22 protein-coding genes are annotated in these 23356 nt (G+C 59.0%); 1 reads left to right on the forward strand and 21 read right to left on the reverse strand.

The window, feature by feature from the left end:
• Nucleotides 1–7: 7 nt before the first annotated feature.
• The 18 genes from AC0IZS_RS34210 to AC0IZS_RS34295 form a co-directional block, all read right to left on the reverse strand.
• Nucleotides 8–1315, reverse strand: coding sequence for a hypothetical protein (locus tag AC0IZS_RS34210; protein WP_471639763.1), 1308 nt, complete (start codon nucleotides 1313–1315; stop codon nucleotides 8–10).
• Nucleotides 1316–1324: 9 nt separating this feature from the next.
• Nucleotides 1325–1882 carry a type IV pilus biogenesis protein PilP gene (pilP, locus tag AC0IZS_RS34215; protein ID WP_471639764.1) on the reverse strand — a complete coding sequence of 186 codons (558 nt, stop codon included), beginning with the start codon at nucleotides 1880–1882 and terminating at the stop codon, nucleotides 1325–1327.
• Between the two features lie 55 nt (nucleotides 1883–1937).
• The gene (locus tag AC0IZS_RS34220) at nucleotides 1938–3596 is read right to left on the reverse strand and encodes a secretin N-terminal domain-containing protein (RefSeq protein ID WP_471639765.1); all 1659 of its coding nucleotides are present in this window, start codon (nucleotides 3594–3596) and stop codon (nucleotides 1938–1940) included.
• Entirely contained in the window at nucleotides 3593–4006 is a 414-nt protein-coding gene (locus AC0IZS_RS34225) for a TcpQ domain-containing protein (protein WP_471639766.1), read from the reverse strand. The genes AC0IZS_RS34220 and AC0IZS_RS34225 overlap by 4 nt, the downstream gene beginning before the upstream one ends.
• A 218-nt stretch (nucleotides 4007–4224) precedes the next feature.
• Nucleotides 4225–5391, reverse strand: a complete 1167-nt coding sequence (locus tag AC0IZS_RS34230; protein ID WP_471639767.1) for a TcpQ domain-containing protein — start codon at nucleotides 5389–5391, stop codon at nucleotides 4225–4227.
• Nucleotides 5391–6605, reverse strand: coding sequence for a TrbI/VirB10 family protein (locus tag AC0IZS_RS34235; protein ID WP_471639768.1), 1215 nt, complete (start codon nucleotides 6603–6605; stop codon nucleotides 5391–5393). Before AC0IZS_RS34235 ends, AC0IZS_RS34230 begins: the two co-directional genes overlap by 1 nt.
• The gene (locus AC0IZS_RS34240; RefSeq protein ID WP_471639769.1) at nucleotides 6602–7399 is read right to left on the reverse strand and encodes a TrbG/VirB9 family P-type conjugative transfer protein; all 798 of its coding nucleotides are present in this window, start codon (nucleotides 7397–7399) and stop codon (nucleotides 6602–6604) included. Before AC0IZS_RS34240 ends, AC0IZS_RS34235 begins: the two co-directional genes overlap by 4 nt.
• A complete protein-coding gene (locus AC0IZS_RS34245) occupies nucleotides 7399–8034 on the reverse strand; it encodes a VirB8/TrbF family protein (protein ID WP_436220365.1) in 636 nt (211 codons plus the stop codon). The genes AC0IZS_RS34240 and AC0IZS_RS34245 overlap by 1 nt, the downstream gene beginning before the upstream one ends.
• Nucleotides 8035–8143: 109 nt before the next feature.
• Nucleotides 8144–8527, reverse strand: a complete 384-nt coding sequence (locus tag AC0IZS_RS34250; protein ID WP_471639770.1) for a hypothetical protein — start codon at nucleotides 8525–8527, stop codon at nucleotides 8144–8146.
• Nucleotides 8528–9119: 592 nt separating this feature from the next.
• Nucleotides 9120–11183, reverse strand: coding sequence for an AAA family ATPase (locus AC0IZS_RS34255; RefSeq protein ID WP_471639771.1), 2064 nt, complete (start codon nucleotides 11181–11183; stop codon nucleotides 9120–9122).
• 65 nt (nucleotides 11184–11248) lie between these two features.
• Complete coding sequence (locus AC0IZS_RS34260) at nucleotides 11249–12664, reverse strand: type IV secretion system protein (RefSeq protein WP_471639772.1); 1416 nt, start codon at nucleotides 12662–12664, stop codon at nucleotides 11249–11251.
• A 30-nt stretch (nucleotides 12665–12694) separates the two neighbouring features.
• Nucleotides 12695–13522: a hypothetical protein gene (locus tag AC0IZS_RS34265; protein ID WP_471639773.1), complete on the reverse strand. Its 828-nt coding sequence runs from the start codon at nucleotides 13520–13522 to the stop codon at nucleotides 12695–12697.
• Entirely contained in the window at nucleotides 13515–16064 is a 2550-nt protein-coding gene (locus AC0IZS_RS34270) for a VirB4 family type IV secretion system protein (protein ID WP_471639774.1), read from the reverse strand. The genes AC0IZS_RS34265 and AC0IZS_RS34270 overlap by 8 nt, the downstream gene beginning before the upstream one ends.
• Nucleotides 16065–16079: 15 nt before the next feature.
• Complete coding sequence (locus AC0IZS_RS34275; protein ID WP_436220359.1) at nucleotides 16080–16388, reverse strand: VirB3 family type IV secretion system protein; 309 nt, start codon at nucleotides 16386–16388, stop codon at nucleotides 16080–16082.
• A 1-nt stretch (nucleotide 16389) separates the two neighbouring features.
• Nucleotides 16390–16737 carry a TrbC/VirB2 family protein gene (locus AC0IZS_RS34280; RefSeq protein WP_436220358.1) on the reverse strand — a complete coding sequence of 116 codons (348 nt, stop codon included), beginning with the start codon at nucleotides 16735–16737 and terminating at the stop codon, nucleotides 16390–16392.
• Nucleotides 16721–17710, reverse strand: coding sequence for a CpaF family protein (locus AC0IZS_RS34285; RefSeq protein ID WP_471639775.1), 990 nt, complete (start codon nucleotides 17708–17710; stop codon nucleotides 16721–16723). The genes AC0IZS_RS34280 and AC0IZS_RS34285 overlap by 17 nt, the downstream gene beginning before the upstream one ends.
• 366 nt (nucleotides 17711–18076) lie before the next feature.
• The gene (locus AC0IZS_RS34290) at nucleotides 18077–18751 is read right to left on the reverse strand and encodes a FlhC family transcriptional regulator (RefSeq protein WP_471639776.1); all 675 of its coding nucleotides are present in this window, start codon (nucleotides 18749–18751) and stop codon (nucleotides 18077–18079) included.
• A gap of 10 nt (nucleotides 18752–18761) precedes the next feature.
• A complete protein-coding gene (locus tag AC0IZS_RS34295) occupies nucleotides 18762–19325 on the reverse strand; it encodes a hypothetical protein (protein WP_471639777.1) in 564 nt (187 codons plus the stop codon).
• A gap of 198 nt (nucleotides 19326–19523) precedes the next feature.
• Between AC0IZS_RS34295 and AC0IZS_RS34300 the strand changes: the two genes are divergently transcribed.
• Nucleotides 19524–20207, forward strand: a complete 684-nt coding sequence (locus AC0IZS_RS34300; protein WP_471639778.1) for a hypothetical protein — start codon at nucleotides 19524–19526, stop codon at nucleotides 20205–20207.
• A gap of 32 nt (nucleotides 20208–20239) precedes the next feature.
• Here the strand turns inward: AC0IZS_RS34300 and AC0IZS_RS34305 are convergent, their stop codons facing one another.
• From AC0IZS_RS34305 to AC0IZS_RS34315, 3 genes are all read right to left on the reverse strand, one after another.
• The gene (locus AC0IZS_RS34305; RefSeq protein ID WP_471639779.1) at nucleotides 20240–20671 is read right to left on the reverse strand and encodes a toprim domain-containing protein; all 432 of its coding nucleotides are present in this window, start codon (nucleotides 20669–20671) and stop codon (nucleotides 20240–20242) included.
• Between the two features lie 16 nt (nucleotides 20672–20687).
• Nucleotides 20688–21248 carry a primase-helicase zinc-binding domain-containing protein gene (locus AC0IZS_RS34310; protein WP_471639780.1) on the reverse strand — a complete coding sequence of 187 codons (561 nt, stop codon included), beginning with the start codon at nucleotides 21246–21248 and terminating at the stop codon, nucleotides 20688–20690.
• Between the two features lie 238 nt (nucleotides 21249–21486).
• Complete coding sequence (locus AC0IZS_RS34315) at nucleotides 21487–23355, reverse strand: VWA domain-containing protein (RefSeq protein ID WP_471639781.1); 1869 nt, start codon at nucleotides 23353–23355, stop codon at nucleotides 21487–21489.
• Nucleotide 23356 lies beyond the last annotated feature (1 nt).

Genomic DNA, 23356 nt, shown 5'->3' on the forward strand with positions numbered 1-23356 from the left:
TCTTGCCTTACATGCGAGAGGCGACGAATACGTACTCAGCCTCAAGGTCGATCGTGGGCGATGTAGAGGACAGGGCCCTCCAGTTCGCGCTTTTCAGGATCACTGGCGCTGCGCGAAGGACTTGGATGGCGTCTGCTGCGTGGACAGCAGCCGCGATGCCGTTAAAGCTCGCGGTGATCTTTCCCACTTCACCGATGGTTTCAGGTGGCAGCTTCAGCTCGGGAGGTGCTTGCAGCGTCTTGGACACAGGTGCGCCAACCAGGACATTCGGCACTGAGATCTCGGTTGCACGTAGTAGCGCGAAGCGAAGATCGCTGGCAGTTCCATACCCACCGCCATCGGGGCTGCCCACCACTGGCACCATGGGAAAGCGGCTTTGGGGCGCGGCTTCAAGCGCATCGGCATTCACCACTGCGGGGAGTAGCCGCCGATCGGTTTTGCGTGCCAAGTGCCCTCCGCTCACCCAGGTCACGATACAAGCGCTTTCAGTGCACTCCAGCGTGTCAGGGCGATACCCGAAATTCGACACAGGCAAACTGCGCCGGAGGTCTTCCCATTGGTTCCAGCGGAGCGCGGCGATGCCCACCGCCGAGCTAAGCGCCTGGCGCTGCTGCTGCACCTGATCGCGGAATTGTTGAATGCGACGTTCGCGAGCAAGCCTCTCGCGCTCTGCCTCCTCGGCGGACTGTGCAATCCGCTGCAGGTTCAGCTCGTTCAGACGGTTCTGCTCGCGCAAGTGGTTCACATACGCTAGGCCACCGGCGACGGCGACAGCGCCAGCGGCAAGACCAGCCGCCAGCATCAAGCGCACAATCAGGCGCGGTTGGTTTTTGAGGGTGATCGAGTCGAGCTGCTTGCGGGAGAGTTGCTTCGAGGCCAAGTAAGCGTCGAACCGGTCCAGCACGTCCGCAACAGTCGACTTTGACCCAGCCTCGTCACCGATGATGACTTCAGCGTGCGCAATGTGGTCGTGCAGGATCTTCTGGCCTTCCTCGGGTTTGACCAAGGTATCCAGGCCAGGCAGCGGGAGTCCATTGACGAGAACACACACCCACACTGTGTCGTCGGCAATCGACTCGTACACGATGCAGCTTGGCTCAACGGCAGCGATCGCGAGGGCGGCGGAGTACACAGTCCCTTTGATGCGCCCCTTGAAGAGCCCCAGGTGGGCATCGGCGTCCTTCGAGTGCTTGTCGACACGCACATACGATGCACCAGGTGCCTCCTTTAGACGCTCCCGGATCTTCGCCTTCGTTGGCTCCACCGACCATGTGAGGCCAATGGCGTAAGAACGATTCTTGTATGGCAGCAGCATAGGCTGTGGTTACCGTGCTGGAGCGGCCACGGGCGCCGTCGGGGCTGCGCCGCCGGCGGGCGCGGGCGTAGCGGCGCCCGCCGGCGCGCCTGCAGGACCAGTCATTGGCGCTGGAGCGGCACCTCCCAGCGACACCCTCGGAGGAGGCGGAAGCAGCTCGACTGGCACGGGCATCGGCTGGCCAGGTCGCACGCCCGGCCCTGCCATGCCAGGGGCAGGACCGGCTCCGCCGCCAGTAGTTGCGCCGGCCACGAACTCAAGTGCGAGCACGGACGACTTCTTCTTGCCCACTTTGACCATCACCGTGCGGGGGGTGATCGCGGCCACTGTCATGGAGCCACGCACAACATCACCCTCGCGGTAGCTCGTGACCGTCCCGTTGGCCAAGATCAGGCGCGCACGCAGATCGCCTTCCATCCCACTGATGGCGAGCACCCTTGGCAGGTTCGAGAGCAAAGGATCCGCGGCGCGCTGCAGCGCCTGATTGAGCATCGCCTGTTGATCAAGCAACTGGATCTGGGCCTGCATTTCTGCTGTGCGGTCCACGACCGTCTGGGCGATGGACATCCCAGCGCAACATGCAAGTGCTATCGCCGCTGCGTTGCGCAGCAATCCGTTGTACTTAGCCATTCTTGCTACCCCCATTCACCTGCATCACGATCACGACCATCTGGCGCTCACTGCGCGATGCTTTCGACGCACCGCCGAGGCTCATTGCGGTGTCGGCTGTATCTCGGTTCTGATCGAATCCGAAGAGGACGATCGACTGTCCGTCCTTCACGAAGGCCTGTTGCTGCAGGGACTGGCTTGCGATCTGCGGGGTTTGGATCGTGCTGTTCCCACTTGTGGCTTGCGTCAAAGCAGTCAGTGAGGAGAGCTGGATCTGGTACTGAAGCAAGATCCGGTTGTCCCCAAGAATCAGAGGCAAGAAGTTCGCCGTGAAGCCCACCACGCGAGTGCCAGGAGTCAGCGTCGAGGTCGAGCCGACGTTCGGTGACTGCGTCAGCTGGCTCGAGGCCAAGTAGTTCACTTCATTGGCAACCTGTATTGGGGACGGTTGGCCATTGACGGCGAGGACCTGGCCCTGGGTCTGCAATGCCACATTGCCAAACTGGCTCAGTGCTTTGGCAACCAGCGACGACCCGAACAACCTGCTGTTGGGATCGCCCATGCTCAGCGTCAGCGTTCCAGGGGTACCGTTCTCAGGACTGAGCGGCGCCGGCCCCACGACTGACACCCCGTTTCGATTGAGGAACGAATACATCGTGTCCAGTGAGAAGCCGGCCGAGGCCGTTGAGCTCAAAGTGAGGCTGTAGACCTTGATGTCGATAAGCACGTTCTGCGCGAACCGAGCGTTGATCGACTCCACGTACGAGGCGATGCGTGTTAGGGCCTTCGGCCTCGCAGTGACCGTGATAAGTCCCAACTCGGGCGTGGCGGCGGCCCGCCCGCCTGGTCCAGAGGCAGCAAGCTGCTCACCCCCTGCCCCACCGCCACCAGCGGCCGAGCCGCCACTGCGGCCCCCGCCTGACGAGCCTTGGCCCGCCTGCTCACCCTCAGACAGAATCGACTGAACACCGGTCATGATGGACTGCCACGGATTCACCGTCAGCGACTGGCTGACCGACACGTTGCCTGCGCCACTGCCCGACCCGCCACCGGACCCGCCCGAGCCGCCTCCCCCACTGACACCAGCGAGCGAAATCGATGCTGCGACACTCTTGGAGCCTGGCGGCAAGAGCACATTGAGGGTGCGTGTCTCGTACCGGAAGACTTCCACTGTGGAGGTCTTGTTGTTGAAGCGCCAGGTGGCGTCATTGCGCAGCACCAGTTCGTCCAACAGCGCTTTGAGCGAACCGGAGAACTCGATAGAGACCTTCCCACTAAGGCCACCATCCTGGGCGCCCTGTGCGCCCTGGTTGCTACCTCCCTTGGAGGCAACCTCACTGGAGTTGATCACGATTCCCGCCATCGCCCCCACGGCATCGAGCACTTCAGCCAGGTTCTGTGCACCCTGGGTTGCGTAGACAACCCGCTTCGCGAATAGCGGAGGCAACGCCGACTGCGACTTCAGCACGATCTCATCGCCTGCCAGGCGAGGACGCGTGGTCCGAGAAACCGATGCCGGCGCCGCCGATGCCACGTTCTGGTCTCGCAACTCCATCGCCGTCTTGTGGACCGAGTTGACGCTTTCCTGGGTGGACTGCATTTGCCCGCAGCCAGCGAGTGCCGCCGCCGTGCAGACCACCAGAAGCTTGTTTGTATTTTTAGCAGTCATCATTCGACACCTCGAATTTCATTGCTCACCACTTCCATGATTCGGTTGCCTTCGGCGATCTTGAGTCGGATGGGCTTGCCCTCATCTCGCAGGATGCCCACAACCTCAGCAACGGCCAGGGTGACATCAGAGAACTGGGCGAACGATGCGTCACCCACTGCTTTCCAAGACACCGATGGCTGCCAGATCAAGGACCAACCGGCGCCTTTTGCCCACGCTTCGATCTGCGAGTGGATAGGCTCGTCCTTGACGATCTGGTAGGCGGCGGGCGCCGGAGCGGCCTGCTTGGCCGGGCCTGCAATGGGAAGTGCCCCTCCAGCACCCTTCATCGGATAAGACTCCGAAGACACGGTGACCTGGGCCATCGCGCCACCGGCAGCGCATATCAGCGCCGCCACCACAACTGCCTTCATGAGTGCTCCTTGGCTACATTTCGTCATGGCTCTAACGATACGAGCGAGGGCACTTAGAAATAGGGGGCAAAGCGCCCGCCACGGGATGGAATGCCCTTTCTGCAACTCATGTGTGTTGTGATGGTCTTCCTTCAGCCTTTATGCAAGCAATGTCCAATGAGAAAAGGCCGCGGCAGGCGAATAGCGCCAGCCGCGGCCTCAGCGGGATACAGGAACTGCTACTTACCGGAGGCAGTGACCGCAATTACGCGGTTGGCGTAAATCGTCACGCCCACCTCGTATCCTTTCGACCGCATATCTGCGACGACCACCTGCAGGGCATCCTTCATGGAGCTTGCGCTGAGCGTGGCGGCGCCCTCGATCACAGGGTCATGTGGCGCATCCCACACCACCTGGTAGTTGGTGGCCGATGCCCACCTCTTGACTGCGCCCGAAAGTGTGGTATCCGCTTGGCTCAGCCTGAAGCCATCCGGTGGCATCTCAGTGGACACGGCGGCCACAGTCTTCTGCGCTGCCTCTACAGCATCGCGCTGCCTGGCTTGCAGTTCATGAGAGATAACGCTCACTTGAGAAGCCCACATGCGCCCTTCCTTGACGCCGTGGCCATACTCCACGCGGATAGCCTCGCCCTTCATCCCTTGTTGCAGCAGCGCCGCCCGGATGACAGCACCACGCGCCTGCTCGACGCCTTCCTTGAGTTCATCGTCGTCGCGAGCGGTGATCCGCACGCTGTATTGGCCCTGGACTCGCACGGCAAGCGCCTTGATCTTGCGCAGCTGGTCGCTCGTCAACTTGCTCGAACCGGCCGGGAAGGTGATCGAGATCTCGTCTGTCTTTGCAGCACCCGTCGTCCAGGCCATACGGTCACCCTTGACCGGCGTCGCATACGAGTTCGCCTCAAGCGCTACCGCACCCTGCTCCTCCATCGCTCGCGACAACGGCATAGCTGCCCGGGCCGCAGGTGTCCACTGCGAAGGCGGCGGATTGGCTGGCGCCGCAACCGGCTGGAACCTTCCCGGCTTCGTGTAGACAACACTGCCGTTCGCAGAGCCCAAGCGGATCAGGTACTCGGCGGCAACCCCGCTGGCCTTCAGGTATGGTCCCTCAAACTGAAGCGTCATCAGTTCCGGTCCCTTCGACGAGACACGGAACACAGCGGGAAGCGTGTCGGTCTTGGGGAACTGAAAGAAGGTGCTGGTGCCATCGTCGAACACCTGGATGGGCCGCACGCGCGGGTCGGCCACTATCGAGTATTCGAAGTCGTAGCGGCCATACTGGTCTGCGTGAGCGACGCTTACTGTCGCCAGCAGCAGTAGAGCGAAGGCACGAAGGTTGTCACCGGCCCGCGGCGCATCCACTGTCCAGATTCGTTTCATTGCGTTCATCATTGGCGCGCGCCTGTGTATGTTTGAGGAAATTCGAAGTCGGAGGTCACCTGGACGTTGATGCGCGTGCCCGCGTCAACGGTGATCGTTGGGGGTATGACCCGGTTCTTTTCCAGCACCGTGCGCGACACGTCCACCAGCACCTGGCCAGCCGCCGTGCGCGCGCCCGTTGCTGGCGAGCCTTGCGTGATCCCTGGAATCGCCGGGACACCCGCACTCGAAGCAGCCGCTGGGACATTGCGCTCAACCCGGTCAGCCAGAAACGCCACCAGGAAGGAGGTCGTGAACATCTTGAAGAAATGGTTGTTCACGTCACCAGTGATCCCGGTGGCACCGCCTGTATCCATCCCAGTCGCACCCGGCAGGTCAAAGGTGTAGCCGTTGGGCATGATCAAACGCTTGAACGCGAACATGATCCGCTCCTGGCCGGTCGCTATGTCGTTGGAATATTGCCCGACCAGCGTCGATCCCTTGGGGATCAGCAGGTGCGTTCCAGCGAACGAGTCGTAGACGTCCACAGAGGTCATTGCCACCACCTCTCCGGGGAGATCCGAGTTGAGGTTGCGTAGGAGCACGGCAGGAATCGTCTTGCCTTGGGTCAGGACGTACTTCGCCTTGATGAGTTTTGGCTTGAGCGTCGGCGCGATCGCCTCCTTGGCTATGTCGCGGCGCCACTCTGTGTTGCGCTCGACCTGGCGGGCCGTAGGGGGTTGCGCAGGCAGCACAGCCTGGGGGGGCGGGGCCTGCGGGGGTACCCCGGCTCCGGTTTCCGTGACGGTCTGCTCCATGGCCACCAGTTCAGGCTCGCTGGGATCCTTGGGGGCCTTGCCGCCGTTGATCACCATGAGCTTCGATACACGGGCAGCCGCCTCCATCTCGAGCAGTGCCTTCTTACGCTCAGCCTCGGGGTCGAACTTATTCTCGACGCCGGCAGCTTTGCTGTCCGATCGCCTTGCATCCTGCGGAATCGGTGCTGGCATCGGGGTTTGCGCACCCCTGGCGAACTCGGCGTCCACGTCGCGGGCCGTTCCACGGCGGACCGTCGAAGGAGCTTCCTCCTCAGGGGCTTTCGATGCCTGCTTGGGCTTCCCCGAGCCAACCATGTACGCCCCGATACCCATCAAGAGCAGGACTAGTACAACTATCGAGGCAATGGTCGACCTCTTGAGCGGAGCCTTCGCGTTCGGATCTTCAGGCTTGATGATCGAAGTCACGGCATTCCCCGATCGGAGGTGAAGTCGAAGAACCCCCGCTTTGCCTGGGCCTTCTTCACGCGCACCTCGGTCTTGCCGATTTTAAGGATCAGCTCTGCAGCCAGGCGCTGCACAAGTAGGGAGTCTCCTTTGGGAATGTAGTTCACCAGCACAAGGTCCTTGCCGTCTGCGGCGAACACGACGGGCAGCTCGGTCAGGTTCTGCGGCATCCGCAGCCAGATCATCTTGCCGTTGTCGAATACGGACAGAGGCTTGAATGGCGCATCCCCAGTGACGGTGTAGTCAAAGCGCAGATCCTCTGGGCGAATGGCTTCCTCGGAGGGACGTGCCGTCGGCTCCTCGGATACCTGCTTTTCAGCCTGATGCCGGTCGTTCCCACTGAAGTCCAGGACCTTGGAGTTCGGGTTGCGCCAGGTGACACGCTGGTACCACTTTGAGCCTTCGCCCGTCGAGCGCAGCACGAACTGGTAGCTGCGGCGCTCGGTGATGAGCGTCATGCTCGTGGTCAGCTGGTCGTGCTTTGGCTTGAGGAAGAAGTGACGCAAATTCTGTGAGGGCGTCAGCTCCCAACCAGCGGTGTCGCCGGCCACCACCGTTTGAATGGTTTCTCCCTCCGGCAGCTCCAGGTGGGTGACCGCCTTCGGCTTGCTCAGGATCTGGTAGGTGTTGTCCGGGTCGTAATCGAACGTCACCAGGCGCGCATCGCCGGATAGAGGCGTGGCCACCATCTCGGCATGGGCCGCTGGCAGGTACCACAGCGCGGCCGCGATCAGGAAGGAAATCAGACGTAGCATTACTGGCGCTCCGCGGTATACGAGAACTGGGTGACAACAAAACCGAGAGGGTTCGCAAAGATCTCCTCCTCGGTCTTCGGCGGCGTGAGCGCATAGTCCACACGGACGCGGAAGCTCTTCGGGTTGACCTCTTTGCCATCGAGGCTGATCTCGTGCGTCTTCACGTATACGAACGCGAGCGACCGCTGGGAGAGATCGATCGTGGCCACCTTGGCGAAGCGCAAGTAATTCGGTTCCTTGTTGATCTTGTTCACAATGTCGTGCTCAACGCGGAAAGCCCGAAACTGGTCCACGGCCTTGCCATTGGTCCGGCTCGTAGCCTCGCGCAAGAACTGCATTGACTGCTTCGGATCGATGGTGAACGCCTGCTCAACCCACTTGGCCAGCTCCGCCTTGACGACAGCCTGGTTGGGGGTGACGGCCTCGATCTTCACTGGCCTGGCAATCGCTCCGGTGGTGGGATTGACTTCGACAAGCCAGGGGATGGCCACCTTGTCCCGTGAGGCCTGCCAGTAGGCGAAAATGGCCACGAGGGTGATTAGTCCCAAGATCAGGCAAACGATGAACCAGCGCTGCTGGCCCACCAGGGCGCTGCCGTAGATCTCGGCAAACTCGTCTCTCGGATCGGTCGCCATGTTCTGGGACTGCGGGAGACTCGCCAAGTCGGCGTTCTTCCTCCTGCCTAGTGGATTCATTGATTTCTCCGGTATATGCAAAACTTCTAGGAATGGCTGCTCGCCTTCGCTACTGGCCGTAGCGCTGCGCTAGCTCCATGAGTCCGCCACCGGCGCGGATCAGCATGTAGACGAGGCTGACACCGACCGCCCCTGCGAACAATGGGTGTTGCCGGACCACGGGACGTAGGTGGGTGAGAAAGACCTCCAGCAGTGGTCTCGGCCCAAGCAACTGGGCGAGGTCTGCCTCGACCGTTTGAAGCATTGCCAGGCACTCCTCAGAGCGGCAGCGCGGGATCGCACTGCGCACCACCAGGAGCCGGGTCTCGAGATTCAGAAAGCTCAGGCTTCCCCACCACCAAGCAGTTAGCTCAGGGTCATCGAAGAGCTCTGGCGAATCCTGGGTTTGATCGACAGGGGGGATATCTTGGGCTTGTTGAGATGGTGAATCCATGGGTACCTCTTGCAAGGATTCTCACAAGCGGTCGCCCACAAACCGGGGGCATATGCGCCCGAGTCGGGCTAGTTCTCCGTAAAACGGTTCGCTATACTCGTCTCACTTCGCTTTGCGTTGTGCGTGCACGTCACGCCCCATCAACCCCATTGGGCTTCTCCCGATGGGAGAGCCGCCCCTACGGAGAACCCTTATGTGGTGGTTAGCATTCCTACTCTATCTTGCGGCAGCCGCGTTCGCCCCTAAGGCGGTCGGCTATGCGTCCCTTTTGCTCATTGCACTATGGGTGATCTGGCGCATAGCCAAGATTTTCAGTCTGCCAAAGCAAGAGGCGGACAGCGGTGACGAGGCGGCCTCGCCCCTCGTTCAACCAGCGGCGGGTCGCGCCTCAGCTGTGCACGTCCCTGCGGCTCCCATGCAGGTCCAACCAGTTGACCCTGCTGGAAGCCTGCACGAATCGGATGAAGAGTTTCTCGCAAGACAGCGAGCAGCGAACTTCCAGCACGACCCTTCACATGGGTAGCGTGCACCAGGAAGAGTGCCCCGAGGGCCACCAATAAAGGGTGGACCACGGGGCATTTTTTTTGCTCGATCAGGCCGCGGCGACGATCGTCAATGCCCTGTCGAGGTGCTGGCGCTCGATCAGCACCTTGTCGCCCGTAGCACTGTGGATGGCAGCGTTCAGCGCATACTGAAGCACTGACTCGACCACTGCTGGGCTTAGCCCCTCCAGCATCGTTGCAACCACATCGGTTGACACCTCGGTCGCGAAGAGAACCGCCTTTGCCTCTACCCATTCAGCTACAAGGCGTCGCACCGAGTGCTCATCGGCGACAAAGAATGGAATCTTCTCGGTGAAGCGACGTTGCATCGCAGCGTCCACCTGATCAGGATTGTTTGTAGCGGCCATGACCACTACGTCCCTCACCTTGTCCCCAGCTCCGTCCAGCACTGAGAGCATCTTGTCCGTGATCGAACTGGCCTGGCTGTAGCTGCGATCACGCAGAACTGCGTCAGCCTCGTCGATGAAGATCAGGCAAGGTCTCAGGTCCTTTGCCTCCTGGTATACCTTTTCGAAGGCAGTGTGGTCCTTCAGGAGGTCAGGCCCAGCTACGGCCACGAAAGCCCAACCGGACTCGATAGCCATTGCGCGCGCCACGGCTGTCTTGCCGGTGCCAGAAGGACCATGTAGCAACACGCCCGTCGGAAGCGTACCGCCCAGCCGCTCTATGCGAACCGCGTCCTTTAGACGATGAGCCACCATGTCGACAGCCTCCCTGGTTATCGCAGGAAGCACGAGTTGATCAAGCTTCTTCGATCCAGTAGGCACAGTTCCCTTGCGCCCTTGCACTGCCCTCAAGGCGCCCATCAACTGGTCATAGCCGATACGCTCAGCGGGACTTTGCCGCAGGTAGGTAGGCATTTGCTCGCCTACCGCCATGATGCGCTTCACGCTGAAACCATTCCAACGACGCGCGGCTACAACTACGGCATCTGTATCGAAGGGAGTCGTTACGTGCTTCCGGAGCGAGTTGGTCAACAGGGCGATCCGTGCTGCCTCATCGGGGGAAGGTACTTCGATCTTGAAGTCGAACCGACCCTCCCGTATGGCCGCAGTGTCGAGCTTTGCCAGACGATTGGTGGCTGCGACCACCAGTACCCCTGAGTCGCGGATATTGACGAGCTCTGTGAGCATGACGTTGACGATGTTGGCGGCCTCGGCCGTCGCGCTGTGGCCGTCGTCCCGACTCACGATGAAACTATCGATCTCGTCGATAAACAGCACGCAGGGAGCGACGGCACGAGCTTGCTCAAACGCACGCCTGATATTGCTTGGCGTCTCACCCACCCACTGGCTGACCACCATGCCATAGTCAAGGGCCACAAATCCGACGTTCAACTCCCCTGCCAATGCCTCGGCAAAATACGTCTTACCATTCCCAGGGTCGCCCGTCAGCAAGATGCCGTTGCGCCCCGTGAAGCCGTGCACCTGCGGGCGCACCACCGGCGCACCTGCCTCCACCAATTTGCGCTTCAGCGGGAGCATCCCGTCCACTGCATCGAAGTTATAGCGGGCACGCGCAGGCCGTACCACCGACTTGCCTTCGCCAGCGCTTCCCAGTGAAGCCTGAGCCTTGCTCTGCAGCCCACGAGTGGCGACGTACCACTCTTCCGACTTGACCAACTTTACGGTGGCGCCGAAGCCGATGCGCAGGACACGAAGAGCCAGATCGCAAAGTGCCGCAGCAACTGCCGCGATCGGGAGCGCGAGCAACTTGGTGCCGTCTTGCGGCCGCACGGCGGAGAGGTAGACCAATGGCACCAGCACCACAGCGCAAGCCGGAAAGACGAAACTGCGCCAGTCCACATCCTGGTCGGTGATGTAGGCGACCGACCTGCCGCCTTCCTTCCAGCGGGAAATCCAAACCCGAGCAATCCAACCAATGACCTTGCTGGTCGCACCCACGAGATACAGGCCGACAATGAGCACCGCGATCGACCACGGCTCCCAAGATACCTTCAATTTTGCCTCGTGAACCAGCGCGAGAAAGGCGAGCGCCGGAATTTGCAGCCAAATCCCAAACACAACGAAAATTGCCGAAGGGGTATCCAGTATCCGCTGCCAGCCTATCTGCCACCTGGTGAACTTCTTCATACGATCTCCTATGAGTTCACCATAACCCAAAGCCAATCATCGTCAAGGCCAGTTCCGGCCGGCCTTCAGGATTTCTGCGGAGGAGTTTTTGGAGAATCTTTTGAGGGCGCTTTGACAGTGGGCTGCGCAGTCCGGCCACCCAGTGCGCCGAAAACTTTCGCTCCTGTTCTGCCATACGTTTGAGAAACCGTCTTTGCCGGGTCGGAGCGCAGAGTAACAGGATTCTTCTGGACTCTACTCACGAGTGCCCCTCCAGCAGCGCGCACAGCGCCGGCCGCCCCTCCTACTCTTGCGCCATCAGCGCCCTTAGTGCCGAACGTAGCTCGCCCGCTTGAGATCGCTGTATTGCGCCCGATACCGCCTGCCATACCCCCAGTCAGCGCGCGCATGCCCTTGAAGCCCGCGGCGCCCGCCGAGCCGCTCAGCAATCCAGTGGCCAGCCCTGGCACCTGCATCATCAAGTAAGCACACAGCACGGCCAACATAATCAGTCCGCAGTACAGAATGAAGCTACCGACGTAGAGGGTGGTGAAATCAGACTCGGGTGGAACTACCACCTTCTTTGCCAGGACAACCATGCCCGCCATCAGCTTCGAGGTGAACGCCAGAAAGAAGGCGCCCACAACCTTTGTCATCGCCGCCCCTAGCGTAAAGCGAAGCCACCCTTCAAAGATGAAGCTCAGCGCTGGGAGCAGCATGAATGGGACCATGATGAAGGCCAACGCCGACGCCAGCATTATTGAGCCATATGCAAGGACGATATTGGCAAGGTAGATTCCAAGCGCCAAAACCACGAAGAAGGCGGTTACAAGCTTGGCGATGAGTTGGAGCATAAACATCGCCAGGATAGGCACCCACAGCCCTGGTTCTGTGAGGCTCAATCTGGTCGCGATTGAAGGCATCGAGAAGATGTCCGCGACGATCTTGAACGTCATGCTCGCACTGTTGGTGAGAGCACTTTCGAAAGTGCCCATGGGCGCTCCAGCGATGGCTGAAGCGACGCCATCCATGAAGCCGACGATGTGCCCAATGCCACCAAGATTGAGCAGGGCGTATATGACCGCGAAGCTCATCATCAGTGGCACCAACTCCGAGACAACCGCGTTGATCCCGCCCCCTTCCACCATTGCCTTTAGCAGTCCCCAAGCGAAGACCGTGATCACGAGAAAGTAGGTGATTGATTCACCCATGGTTTTCAGGCCCGAGTTACTGGCAACGGCTCGGAAGGCCTGGCCAACCACGTTCACGATCTCAGATATGACCTGTTGGGCAGCGGCCGCTGCAGCGACAGCTGGAGCTGGCCGGACATCGTACTGAGGCTCATCGCCTCCCGTACTGTTGCCCATGGGATCAGTGGCTGCGCTGGTGAGCGTCACCACGAACACCATTGCCGCGGCGATGAGGAGCCATTTGACCCATGCGAATGGGCGCACTTGCTTTGCGCTGCTGATCAGGTCAGCGAGAGGTGGAATGTTCAGCATGGAGGGTGGGGGATAATGGCTCAGCTAGGACTAGCGGGCTGGTGCCTCGGAAGACAGCCCTGGGCTGTTGCTCGGGTCGAAGTTGTCGAACGCACCTTCCAGCCCTACCCGCTCAACGATGTTCTTGCGATTCCACTCGTCGCGCAGCTTCCCGTCGTTGGTTCGCTTTGCGGCTTCCTGGGCCTCTTTCACCGCCACATCGGTGCCCACGGTCTTGGCCATAATCTCGGAGACACGGGACTGGGTTTGAATGAGCCTATTCATCTGCGTGTTCAGCAACGAAACGCTTTGGTGCACACCCGATGTGCTGGAGATCTTGCTGGCGAACTGCTGGACCAGCTGGTGGTCTTTCTCCACTTCCGCCATCACAGCCTGCTCCTCTTTCATCCGCAGGATCGCGCGCTTGTTCTGCTCTCGCAGAAGGCGCCCTTCATTCTCGACATACTTCTCCCACGACAGGCCACCCAGCGTGGCTTCCTGAAAGCGCTCCGACATCTTCGTCTCGATCTGCGAAAGGCTGCCACGCAGCTTGACCAGGGAGTCTCGGGCCTCCTTGATCTTCTTCACCTCATCGATCGAGGCCTTGATGGCAGCAGTGGGGAACGCCCCCTCCAGGGACTTCTGCATCAGCTTTTGCACGTTGAACTGCTCGAGCTGGGTCGCATACTGCTGATAAAGTTTTGCAGTGGTCGCCGTGGCCTGAACCACTTGCAGCAACAGCTGACCGTTATTCAGCAGCTGAGTAACCTCGGTAGCTCCGCCACCCGACCCGCCCGCCACGGCCGGCGCCGGCGCAATGACCCAAGAACCAACGGCCAGCGCCATCGCAAACGCGACGGCCACGATGTTTTTACGCATGTAGTACCTCCTTGATAAATTCCTCTGCCCAATACGTCCCGCCGTCCTGTGACATGCGATTCGCCATGTCTCGCGCCTCCGATCTGGAGGTTGCTTCATTGATTTTTATGATGATCTTTGGCATATCCGCCGAAACCAACTTCGTCTCAGACGACTTCACTATGAGATAGTCCCGCTTTGGGATGGCCTCATTCAGCATCTTCAGTTGCACGTCGTTCAGGTCAAAAATCGACCTGTAAAGATGCGCATTCGCTGCAACGCTCTTATTGATTGACGGGAGAAATATTCGCGTCGGGACGTTTGAGATAAAGGCGCCGACTGATTTCATTTGCGAAATCTCATCGAGAGCTTGTGTTGCAAAAACCAGAAAGGCCTTCTTTTTCCGGAAGGTACGCAGCCAATCATCCATCTTGGCCGCGAACACCGGGTTACTCAGCATGTACCAGGCCTCCTCGACATAGATCATTGTCGGCGTTGAACCGTCGAGTCGCTGCTCAATACAGTAGAACGCATAGTCCATAAACGGGCTCGCCACCTGGGGCAATTCCAGCAATTTCCCGGTTTCGACACCGACAATTGACGACAACTCAAAGGCATCTTCGTCGTTATCAAAGAAGCTGGAGAAGGCACCACGTTGGCTGACGTCATCGGCATCGTCACTACGATCTACGTAAGGGGCGAGCCGCATCGCAAGTCCTTTGTTGGACCCCTTAACTACCGTGTAGATCGACCCCAACCGCCAATGCGCTTTCCCCAGGGTCTTGACCCTAGCGATGCACGCAAACAGTTCCTCGTTCTCTTGTCCAGACAACGGCTGATCGGGAGATCCGGCGGTAATGAGAACTTCAAGCCATCTACGCAATGCCAGTTCGTCGCCATTTTGAAGCATCCTGCGGACAGGATTCATACCTACACGCTTGCCCTCTTGCGGCGCGATGTCGATATGTTGGCCACCAAGTAACTTGGTGATCAGCATCATCGAATAGTCTTTATCAAACAGAAAGGTATTGGCGGGGAAATACTTCTGAAACATCGAGACGAACAGATGCATAAGCGTTGTTTTACCGGCACCGGACCCGCCGATGATCGCAGTATGCCCCAGGTCCATTTCATGTGGATTGAAGTGGTAAGGCACCCCATACGCGGTCATAAATTGGATTAACGAAGGTACTTCCCGACCCAGCAAATCAGAGAAGAGCCGGTGGTGAGGCTCTCCGAAACGGATACCTCTCAACGGAACTAAATCTGCGACATTTGCAGAAGATGCAAGGTATTTCCGCAGCGCTGTTTTTGTGTTTCCAGGTAGGGTAGTGAGGAATGCCGGCATTAGCCCGTTAACCTCACGGGTTACGGAATAGCTATTAGCGCGAAAGGACGCTGAGATTAAATCAGCGGAGTGGTTCGCTTCGATCGCCGTGTCACCGTAGGCAAGGATAGTCATCGCATAGTACCCATATGCGATGTCTGTAGAGGTGAGGTCGGCAAGCGCCTCTTGGGCATCCTCCGCCAAACGCAGGTTACCGGTATTAACCTTGTCGAGTTCTTTTCCGAGAAGCTTCTCCGCCACGCGGGTAGGGAGACTTTTCACCTCCATCCGATAATGCATTTCCGACTTCTGGATGGTAGACTGAGCAGTCTCAATATCCAGAAACTGGAACATTTGACACACTGCGAACTCGCAGCCGAGGCTTAGGAGGTCATCAATGTGCGTACTGTAGTTTTCAGCCGGCATTCCAACAGTGGATAGGCCCGCAACGAAACGATTCCTTGCCGGTCCCCTGAATTCGAAAAGATCGCCTTGGCGCACCAAGGTATCGGTGGCCAGCGCCTGAGCGAGGTACGACAGTCGATCCGGAACCTGAAGTGGGCCAGGTGGCGAGGCAAGGTTGATCCGCGAATAGAGGGCTCCCAGGAAACTCTCACCCTCAAGACGATGAAACCCTAAATGAGGACCCGCGATGGATTCAAAGCTGGAGACGATCTTCTCAAACTCTGATGCCATCTCAAGCAAATGGCCGCGCACCGACGCAACAGTCCCTACCGTTGATACCTGGCGTTTGATAGTCCGATAGAGAGCCTTCACGATGTTGCCGCCGGGCTGCTCCAACTCGTGTTTCACTGACTCGAAAAACGCATCGGTTTGCGCGCCCATCCTGAAGCCCAGGAAAACTAAATGTGTCAGACGCGCGTGCGGCGTTTTACAGACCTTGGCACCCCACTCCTCATCAATGCGGCGTGGCACAGCCGAGATGTAGTCAGCGACCTCATACTCTGTCATGTACCTGCGCTCAAGCACAGACCACAGCGTCACGCGATCCGACATACCCCGGAGGGCGCGCTGAAGCAAATCGATTTGGCCGTTCAACTGCTCGTCTTGCACACCTTCGAGACTCTGACCCTCGAACTCAAATCCAGCCAAAAGGCTTCCGTCGTTGCACAGCACAATGTTCTCTGCAGGCAGCATCCCGAACCACGGCGCCAGCTCGGAGAGGCTGCTCGCACTTCGTCGCGGCTGATGGAGAAGGTCTGACAAATTAACCATAAATATTATCCCTGGTCACCAAGGCAGTCCCCTGCCCCAACCTTCTGGCCTGCGTTTGTAGTCTTTGGCGCGAGGAACACTGTCGTAAACGTGTTCTTCCTTCAGATAGTGTTCCAGGATGTCCATCCACGCTGGGTCCCGCTTCGTTAACCATTTCGCAATAAGCCAAAGCAAAAATGCTCCGGGCACTATCCAATAGATGCGGGCGACAAACGCGAAACTGCCGCCCAACACAATCAGCATGAATGCGTTGAGCGGGACACCCAGAAAAAGCTTTGGGCGATTCAGCGACGGATGAAATCGGCTTCCGCGCCGGCCTTCCATATCAGGACGCCGTCAGGCAGTTAGTAGTGCCCAATTTCGAGGCAATGCTGTCCACGCCCATTGCCCATGTGCCGATCCCCTGAATCAGCGCGAACAACACTACGACCACGATGATTTTGGAAAAGTCGATTTTGGCGATCATCCCGACCAGCAATGTTCCGACCACCACGAGGATAAACGCCCAGATAGCGAGAGGGCCGGTAAGAAAGTTATAGATCGAGCAGCCGAACTTGCCCAGCAGTTCGCTGTTGATCTCATTCTCCGCAGCCGCATGCGCGGCTTGGGATACCACTACGGCCGCCGTTGCTGCAAATTTAGCGAACGAGCCAACGTTAAATTTCACCTTCATCTTCCACTCCTTGAGAAAAGTCTTCGAACACATACTTCTTTTCATTTCGGTCAAACCCCTTAACTCGGACGATCTGCCCTACTTTGCGTTTTCCTTTGACCATGCTTATATGCACAAGCCACTGGATTGAATTGGCGATTCGACTTTGGATAGCCTCGTGTGGCAGCCGATCAGCCTGCAGAATTAAGTCCTCCAAGCGCGACAGGCCGTCGCGGGCAGAGTCTGCGTGAATGGTCGTACACGAGCCTGGATGACCGGTATTGCAAGCATTCAGGAAATCGATGGCCTCACTACCGCGCAGTTCACCCAAGATGATCCTGTGCGGGCTGTATCTCATGCCTGCCATTACAGCCCGCTGTGCAGTAACGCCTTGCTCCGGATCGCACTCCAATATCACGTGATTGGAAGCCTCAACTCGAAGCTCATGCACCTGCTCAATAATGAATAGCCGCTGATCATCAGGAATCAACTTCATCAGTGCATTAACCAACGTTGTCTTGCCGCTATACGTTCCTCCGATCACCAGAAAATTCTGGTTCGACTCCACTATCTTCTTAAGCAGGTTCGCTTGGAGTTGAGTAATCACTTCCCCTTGCACGTATTCCTCAAGCGTCACAACTCGCGAAGCGTGGCGTCGAATACACATGCTTGGCCCGTTGATAGCTACCGGCGGCAAGAGGGCCTCAATGCGCATGCCAGGCAGTCGCGCAGATAGCACGTACTGTTCCTTGGTATTGCCCACCTCCTTGTTGTTCATAGAGGCAACAACGCTGATCGCGGTCGCGATGTTCGCAGCCGAGAGAATCACATTCACACGCTTGTCAATTCCGCCGACCCGAGCGAACACGTCGCTCGGCCCGTTGATCTGGATCTCATTGATGGACTGGTCATCGAGCTGCGCGCGGATGGGATGCAGCGCGGCCATGACACTTTCAAGGCAACGTTCGTTGTAAGAGGTGGACTGCGAACTCATGCCGGTGAATCTACCGAGGCGAGGGTTCGCTCGGGGGGTATATCTGCCCCCATTCGGGCTGTTCGCCCTAGAACTTACGGCAAGGCCGAATGGCGCGGGCCTGCAGGTAGTCCTGAAACTCGGCGCACGGCCGAGGCAGCAACGAAGGAGAGTTCACCGGTGTGAAGGCCGTGCAGAGCGGCCAGGGCCCCCGCTGATGTGCTGTTGCAGCTAGGCTCCCTCGGGCAGCGAGAGGGCTCAGCGGTGCGTGCGGACTGCAAGCTGCAGAGCGCCCCTGCCAGTTGATCGAAGCACGAAGAGCGACGGCCGGTGCAGCCGCCAATCGAGGTGTCTTGCACACCTCGCGCTCTTCAGAAGTGCGAAAAACTAGGAGCCGAAGCGAGCGGAATAAGGAATGCCGAAGACATGGTTCGGGAGTGATTCTTCTCCAGAACTGCAGAGCTCTTGCAGATCGAGCTTGGGATGGCAATGCATTTTGCAGACCGGGCAGTCTGCCTTAGACCCTAGATCATGGGCGCGAACAACGAAATGCGATCCGCAGTTGCCACAGGGTGCTGTACCCACATCGCCGGCCTGCCAGCCAGCAAGGATGACGATCGCCAGTTCAAAACTTAGCCTCGCGTCGTCGACGTTTGTCCTGAAAGTTGAGACGTAGGTTTGGTAGATGTCCACCAGCGCCCCTACGTACGTTTCGTCCACCACCGTTTGCATGAGGTCGAGACGTTTTGCTATGCCAATCAGGACGGTCGCATGGTAGCGGTCGATCAGCTTCTTCAGAAAATCAGGGCTGGTGGGGGCAACCACCTTGCCTTTTTGATGAACCCTCTGCACGCCCAGGCGGTCAGAAACCTGTCGCACCTGGTTGCGGATCTCTTTGTCGGAGTAGTCCAAAGACATCAGCGTTTTGATCGTGACCGGCCGCGCGCCCATCATCACAAGGTTCTCGAACTGTTCGAGCGTATCTCGCGTCTCGATCAGCGCATCACGCAGCGTCTTTTTCCCAGACGCCTTGGCCTTCCCTGGTCCCGGTAGTTCACCCACAACTATGCCCTCAGATTGAGTTTTTCTTGTTGGCGCTGAATGCCATGCTATCGCGCTGAGCATCCCCAAGGTGCTTTGCTTTGCCCGCCTGCCAGAGGTACTGGGGACGAACTTGCAGACTGCACAATGAATGCCCGTTGCCTGCGATCTTGCGCAGATCCCCGATGGTCGCTCGCGTCAGGAACATTGCGGTCCCCGGAGACAGCGCGTAGCGAATGCGTGATCGGTTGTCGCTGAGCCTAGACGCCGACCAGCGATTGAGGAGGAAGTCCTCGTTCTCCATGAACGTCTCATCCGCCCGCTTCAATTCCACTTGGCTCAGCTCCCGACCATTGCGCTCTTCCAGGATGTTCTTGAGCCCGTAGTCATCTACACTCAAGCCGAACAACGGCACCAACGTGCTTGCCGCGAGCCTGACCTCTTCCTCGGTCATCGCTCTCAGAACCGCAGTCGTATCGAAGTCCAGGTTGACGTCGAAACGGAACTTTTCATCTCGGCAAACAAGGCGCCACCGGCGTAGAAGAGCAGCTACGTTCTCCTCCCGAATCGGGCGGTCAAGGGATGTTGGATTCATGGGATGAAGCAGCGGACCGGTTTTGTGAACTATTGCGCAACTACTGAAACGGGATCGCCGAATTGGCTTTGCTGCAGTGTATCGACATGTAAGAATAACCTCAACTTAGCCCCCAATTGTCAAGTGCTGGAAACCACAACTTGAAGGGCGCTCTGGATAACTTTTTGCCCCAGGAATGTTGCGTTCTGAGAACAGATCATGAATGAGACTCTACTAGCGAAGCGCTTCTCCGACCGTCTCCGGGGACTGCTTCGCAGTTTGAACTACCCCGTCCGGGCGATTGACATGTGTCGCGCTTTGGCGTTGGATATTGAAGTGGACGTCTCGCGAGCAGACCACCTGCTTTCTGGTAACTCTCTTCCGACCTGGACCGTCCTGGCGGCCATCTGTGCCAAGTACCAAGTCGAGCCAGGATATTTTCTAGACGCGTCCGAGACCGCACCACCTAACCCCAAGGCCCAGAAGGTGCGCGGTGCGACCGGCGGCGAAGACATCATCTGGTGCCCCCCTGATGGAATCGGCGGCACCCTTCCCCAGTCCATTGGATCTCTCAAATGGATGTCCGGCGGGCTCTTGCCCCACGACAACATCCGCCGAACGGACGTTGTGGTCTATGCAGAGAGTGACAGTCCATTGGTTGTCCAGGATCGCGCCTATGTCCTCGACAGGGATGGCGAGCTCACAACCGTTCTGTGCGTGAACTCCCACGGCCGGATGGGCGTCTTCAAGGACTACGCCGGCGAGGAGCCGCGCGATCTTCTCTTGCCGCTCTTGAACAACAACGCAGTTAGCAGCGCTACCCTCAAGCGCGAGGGCATCTTCTCGCTGGGACCCATCGTAGGCACCATGCGGATGTCACACACCTTCACCTGGCCGCAATGAAGAAAGGCCCGTCCCGATCGGGACGGGCCTCTCTATGCCAGGTCTGTCATGTCCGTATCGCCCTTTGCGGGACGAATGACCATGACCTTGATTTTCTCGGCGCGCATTCGAGCAGCTAGGGTTGCGCCAGCCTCAGCGCCAGGATTCCATGGGCTGCCGTCGGGTCGGACCTTGGGGTCGTTGTCCGTGAATACGTACAGCTTGCGGATCCTTGACTTCAGCCTCGCCGGGATCGTGAAGTTGGCCAGTACGCTTGCGCAATGACACGGCCAGGCAGGCACGTTGAAGAGCAGCCCTCCGCGTAACGAGTTCTCAGCGCCTTCGCCGACGCCAAGGGTGTCCCCTTCGACGTCCTGAAGTCGGAACGCATAGGAATTGCAACCTACCCCCACATCGGTCTTCTTCGGATTGCTGACCGGCGCCTTCGCGCCTTCGGGCGTGAGATAGGTTTTGTGAATCTGCACCAGCCTGTCGTTCTCATCACGACCGGCTAGAACCATGGCCGGGAACACCCCGACCAGCGTAGGCTTGCCAGAACCCTGTGGGCCGCTCCCAATACTCCAGGCCAGGATGGATGCGGATCCCCGAGGGGATTGCCTGCAAGCCCTTCACCCGGCTTCGCAGATAGAGGTCTACAGGGTCGCCGCTTTTGACGTCCACCGTTTGGGAGAGCACCTTGTTCATCACCCAGAGGCGCCTCTCGTTCCGCGCTGCTATCTCGGCAGGAGTCTCTGCGCGGTTGACTGCCATCGCAGCCTCGGCCACTGGATTTCCATCGTAGTAGTCGTGGATCCACGCCGCAGTTTGCTTCAGCGAGCTATGCCGAAGAAAGAGGTGCAAAAACTGCAGCCCGCTGGAGTATTTGCTGTCAGTGCACGATGTACAGACCCATAACCTGGTGCCCTTGTCGGGAAACCGGAACCGGTCCGTACCTCCGCAAATTGGACAAGGGTGATGCTTGCCGTTCAGCACGGCCTCATCAACCCCGCTGGCGATAAACAGGTCGCGCCAACGACCCTTCACGCGATCGGTTGCAAGCATGAAATGCTCCTAAAAAATTCAAGGAGCATCACCCCTTGGGGATGACACCCCCTGAGGTCAATGAATGGCTGAGAAAGCTCAGCGTCCAAGCGAATGTCGCTTTGATCCCAAGAGTCTGCACGATCTGGCGCCCGGAGTCACGCGGGTGCGGTTACGGTTTTTAGAAGGGGTTCAATGCCTCAGAACTCACTCTAAAAACCGCCCTCTAAAGAGGACGGAAGATTGCATAGCGGAGGTGCTATGCAGCCTTTTTTAGGACATGCGCCTTGAACAAGTCCTCGATTGCCGGGGGCAAGCCGCGCACGTCGTCAACGATCGCGCACCGCGGTATGTAGAGCTTGAGGTCGCGGCTCTCTTCACCAATGCCGATACCAAGCACCTCAATGCCACGCTCCCGGTACTTCACGAGCATCGATTGCGTGAGCGCATGGTCGTCCGGCCTTCCGTCACCGATCACAATCAGAAACTTCTGCCGGGTGGCCAAGGCATCAAGCCCTGGGAGTAGATCCTGCATGGCTCCACCAAGTGGGGTACCCCCGTCTGCTTTCAGCCCGCGCAACGCCGATCTGGCGGCACTGAGTTGACCTCCAAAGTCCAAAAGCGGCTGCACCACGCTGCACGTACCAGGGAAGGCTGCTAGAGCCGACCTGATGCCGGTGACGCGTCTGAGCGCATCGCCCAAAGCAAGCGAGATCCGACTCGCTTCTTGGAGAATGTGTCGCATCGACCCGGAGCGATCGAGAAGGATCTGAACACCAACATCCACCCCCGACACAAGCGATGGCGTCTGGAACACTCGCACATCACCCAGCGCACGAAGGCGCCAGAAATGCGGTGTCGCCACCCGCGCACCAGCTGCCGCCAAGGCCACTGGAGCCCGGCGCTGCTCCTGAAACACCCGCATCAGCGAAGCAATGAGCCGGCCATCGGTTGCATACACCAGATCTTGCTGACCAGCGGCTTCGCCGGCGAAGCCGCTGCCACCGGCAAGGCCCGAGATAGCCAGGGTTAGCAGCGTGGGATCACCCGCAGGACCTTCGTCCTCTACAGGAACCGCTGCAATGATCTCGTCGCTACCAACCGAATTGGCCGACTCAGAATGGCTCGGGACCTCTTCGACGTCAGGGGCGCGGCTGCTATCGATCTGAGCAGCCTCACCCTCGCCGGTGATCTCGTCGGCTGCCCCCATGGCACTACCGTGATCAGCCTGGTTCGCCAGGTCCTCTCCAACCTCGTGCAATTCGTCCTTTGCCGGTTCGCTTGCGTCAGACTTCGCGTCGTCGGCAGCGCTGCTACCTTCACCTGGCTGACCGCCTGTTGCGGTTCCCGCTGCGCCCTTGCTTGCAAGCTCTTGCTCGCCCTCAGCGCCATCCTGTGCACGCTGTTCTGAAGCGGGGGATATCTGCCCAGCGCATGAGCCGCGAGGCTGGCTCTGGTTGCTCGCCTCCTTTTTAGTGGGAGCTTCCTCGGCCGCATCAGGCCAGAGGCTACTGGCGAGTCGCGCATAGTCAGCCCAACAGCTGCAATGCGGGATTTCCGTACTGACGTGCTCTGCCAGTTCGGCAAGCTCTGCATCGCATGCAAATCCATCCAGTATCGCGTTGAGCACGCTCAGCAACTCCCCCTCAACTCTTCCAGCGTTGGTCAATGCAGACCGTGCGGAAGCCGCGAAGAAGAGACTGGCCACGCCCTCGGCGCCCCGGAGCGGGTCGCCTGTCTCGCGCAGGATTTGCAGGCGCGTTTCCAGCTCCTGCAGGAACGTCACGACGTGGGGTTCGTGAAAGAAAAGCTCCTGAACTCGCCGACTAGCGGCGGCGCCGATTTCCATTGCCGCGGCTGCCATGCGAGCCTCGCGATTCGAGGGCCAGGCGGTGGGATCCATGCCCGACTCAAGACTGGCCATCACCAAGGCAAACCCGGTGCGTGAGAGCAGCTCATGCTGCTGCTCGGTGCCGGCCAGGGCGGGTAGCACCAGGCGGCCTTCTGCAAGGCCCTCTGCTGCTGGGTGTACACCGAAGGGAACTTGCTCCCAGCAAAACAGAGGCTTTCGCCCCTGTGCCGTCAAAGCAAGACTTTCGATCAGAGCGTGATTGACGGTACTGCTCATG

Source organism: Acidovorax sp. AC410 (assembly GCF_979253235.1).

Bases quoted from the DNA above. Each gene is read 5' to 3' on its own strand.
- AC0IZS_RS34210 (WP_471639763.1), bottom strand. From the start codon at position 1,315: ATGCTGCTGCCATACAAGAATCGTTCTTACGCCATTGGCCTCACATGG.
- pilP (WP_471639764.1), bottom strand. From the start codon at position 1,882: ATGTCCATCGCCCAGACGGTCGTGGACCGCACAGCAGAAATGCAGGCC.
- AC0IZS_RS34220 (WP_471639765.1), bottom strand. From the start codon at position 3,596: ATGATGACTGCTAAAAATACAAACAAGCTTCTGGTGGTCTGCACGGCG.
- AC0IZS_RS34225 (WP_471639766.1), bottom strand. From the start codon at position 4,006: ATGAAGGCAGTTGTGGTGGCGGCGCTGATATGCGCTGCCGGTGGCGCG.
- AC0IZS_RS34230 (WP_471639767.1), bottom strand. From the start codon at position 5,391: ATGAACGCAATGAAACGAATCTGGACAGTGGATGCGCCGCGGGCCGGT.
- AC0IZS_RS34240 (WP_471639769.1), bottom strand. From the start codon at position 7,399: ATGCTACGTCTGATTTCCTTCCTGATCGCGGCCGCGCTGTGGTACCTG.
- AC0IZS_RS34245 (WP_436220365.1), bottom strand. From the start codon at position 8,034: ATGGCGACCGATCCGAGAGACGAGTTTGCCGAGATCTACGGCAGCGCC.
- AC0IZS_RS34250 (WP_471639770.1), bottom strand. From the start codon at position 8,527: ATGGATTCACCATCTCAACAAGCCCAAGATATCCCCCCTGTCGATCAA.
- AC0IZS_RS34255 (WP_471639771.1), bottom strand. From the start codon at position 11,183: ATGAAGAAGTTCACCAGGTGGCAGATAGGCTGGCAGCGGATACTGGAT.
- AC0IZS_RS34260 (WP_471639772.1), bottom strand. From the start codon at position 12,664: ATGCTGAACATTCCACCTCTCGCTGACCTGATCAGCAGCGCAAAGCAA.
- AC0IZS_RS34265 (WP_471639773.1), bottom strand. From the start codon at position 13,522: ATGCGTAAAAACATCGTGGCCGTCGCGTTTGCGATGGCGCTGGCCGTT.
- AC0IZS_RS34270 (WP_471639774.1), bottom strand. From the start codon at position 16,064: ATGGTTAATTTGTCAGACCTTCTCCATCAGCCGCGACGAAGTGCGAGC.
- AC0IZS_RS34275 (WP_436220359.1), bottom strand. From the start codon at position 16,388: ATGGAAGGCCGGCGCGGAAGCCGATTTCATCCGTCGCTGAATCGCCCA.
- AC0IZS_RS34280 (WP_436220358.1), bottom strand. From the start codon at position 16,737: ATGAAGGTGAAATTTAACGTTGGCTCGTTCGCTAAATTTGCAGCAACG.
- AC0IZS_RS34285 (WP_471639775.1), bottom strand. From the start codon at position 17,710: ATGAGTTCGCAGTCCACCTCTTACAACGAACGTTGCCTTGAAAGTGTC.
- AC0IZS_RS34295 (WP_471639777.1), bottom strand. From the start codon at position 19,325: ATGAATCCAACATCCCTTGACCGCCCGATTCGGGAGGAGAACGTAGCT.
- AC0IZS_RS34300 (WP_471639778.1), top strand. From the start codon at position 19,524: ATGAATGAGACTCTACTAGCGAAGCGCTTCTCCGACCGTCTCCGGGGA.
- AC0IZS_RS34310 (WP_471639780.1), bottom strand. From the start codon at position 21,248: ATGCTTGCAACCGATCGCGTGAAGGGTCGTTGGCGCGACCTGTTTATC.
- AC0IZS_RS34315 (WP_471639781.1), bottom strand. From the start codon at position 23,355: ATGAGCAGTACCGTCAATCACGCTCTGATCGAAAGTCTTGCTTTGACG.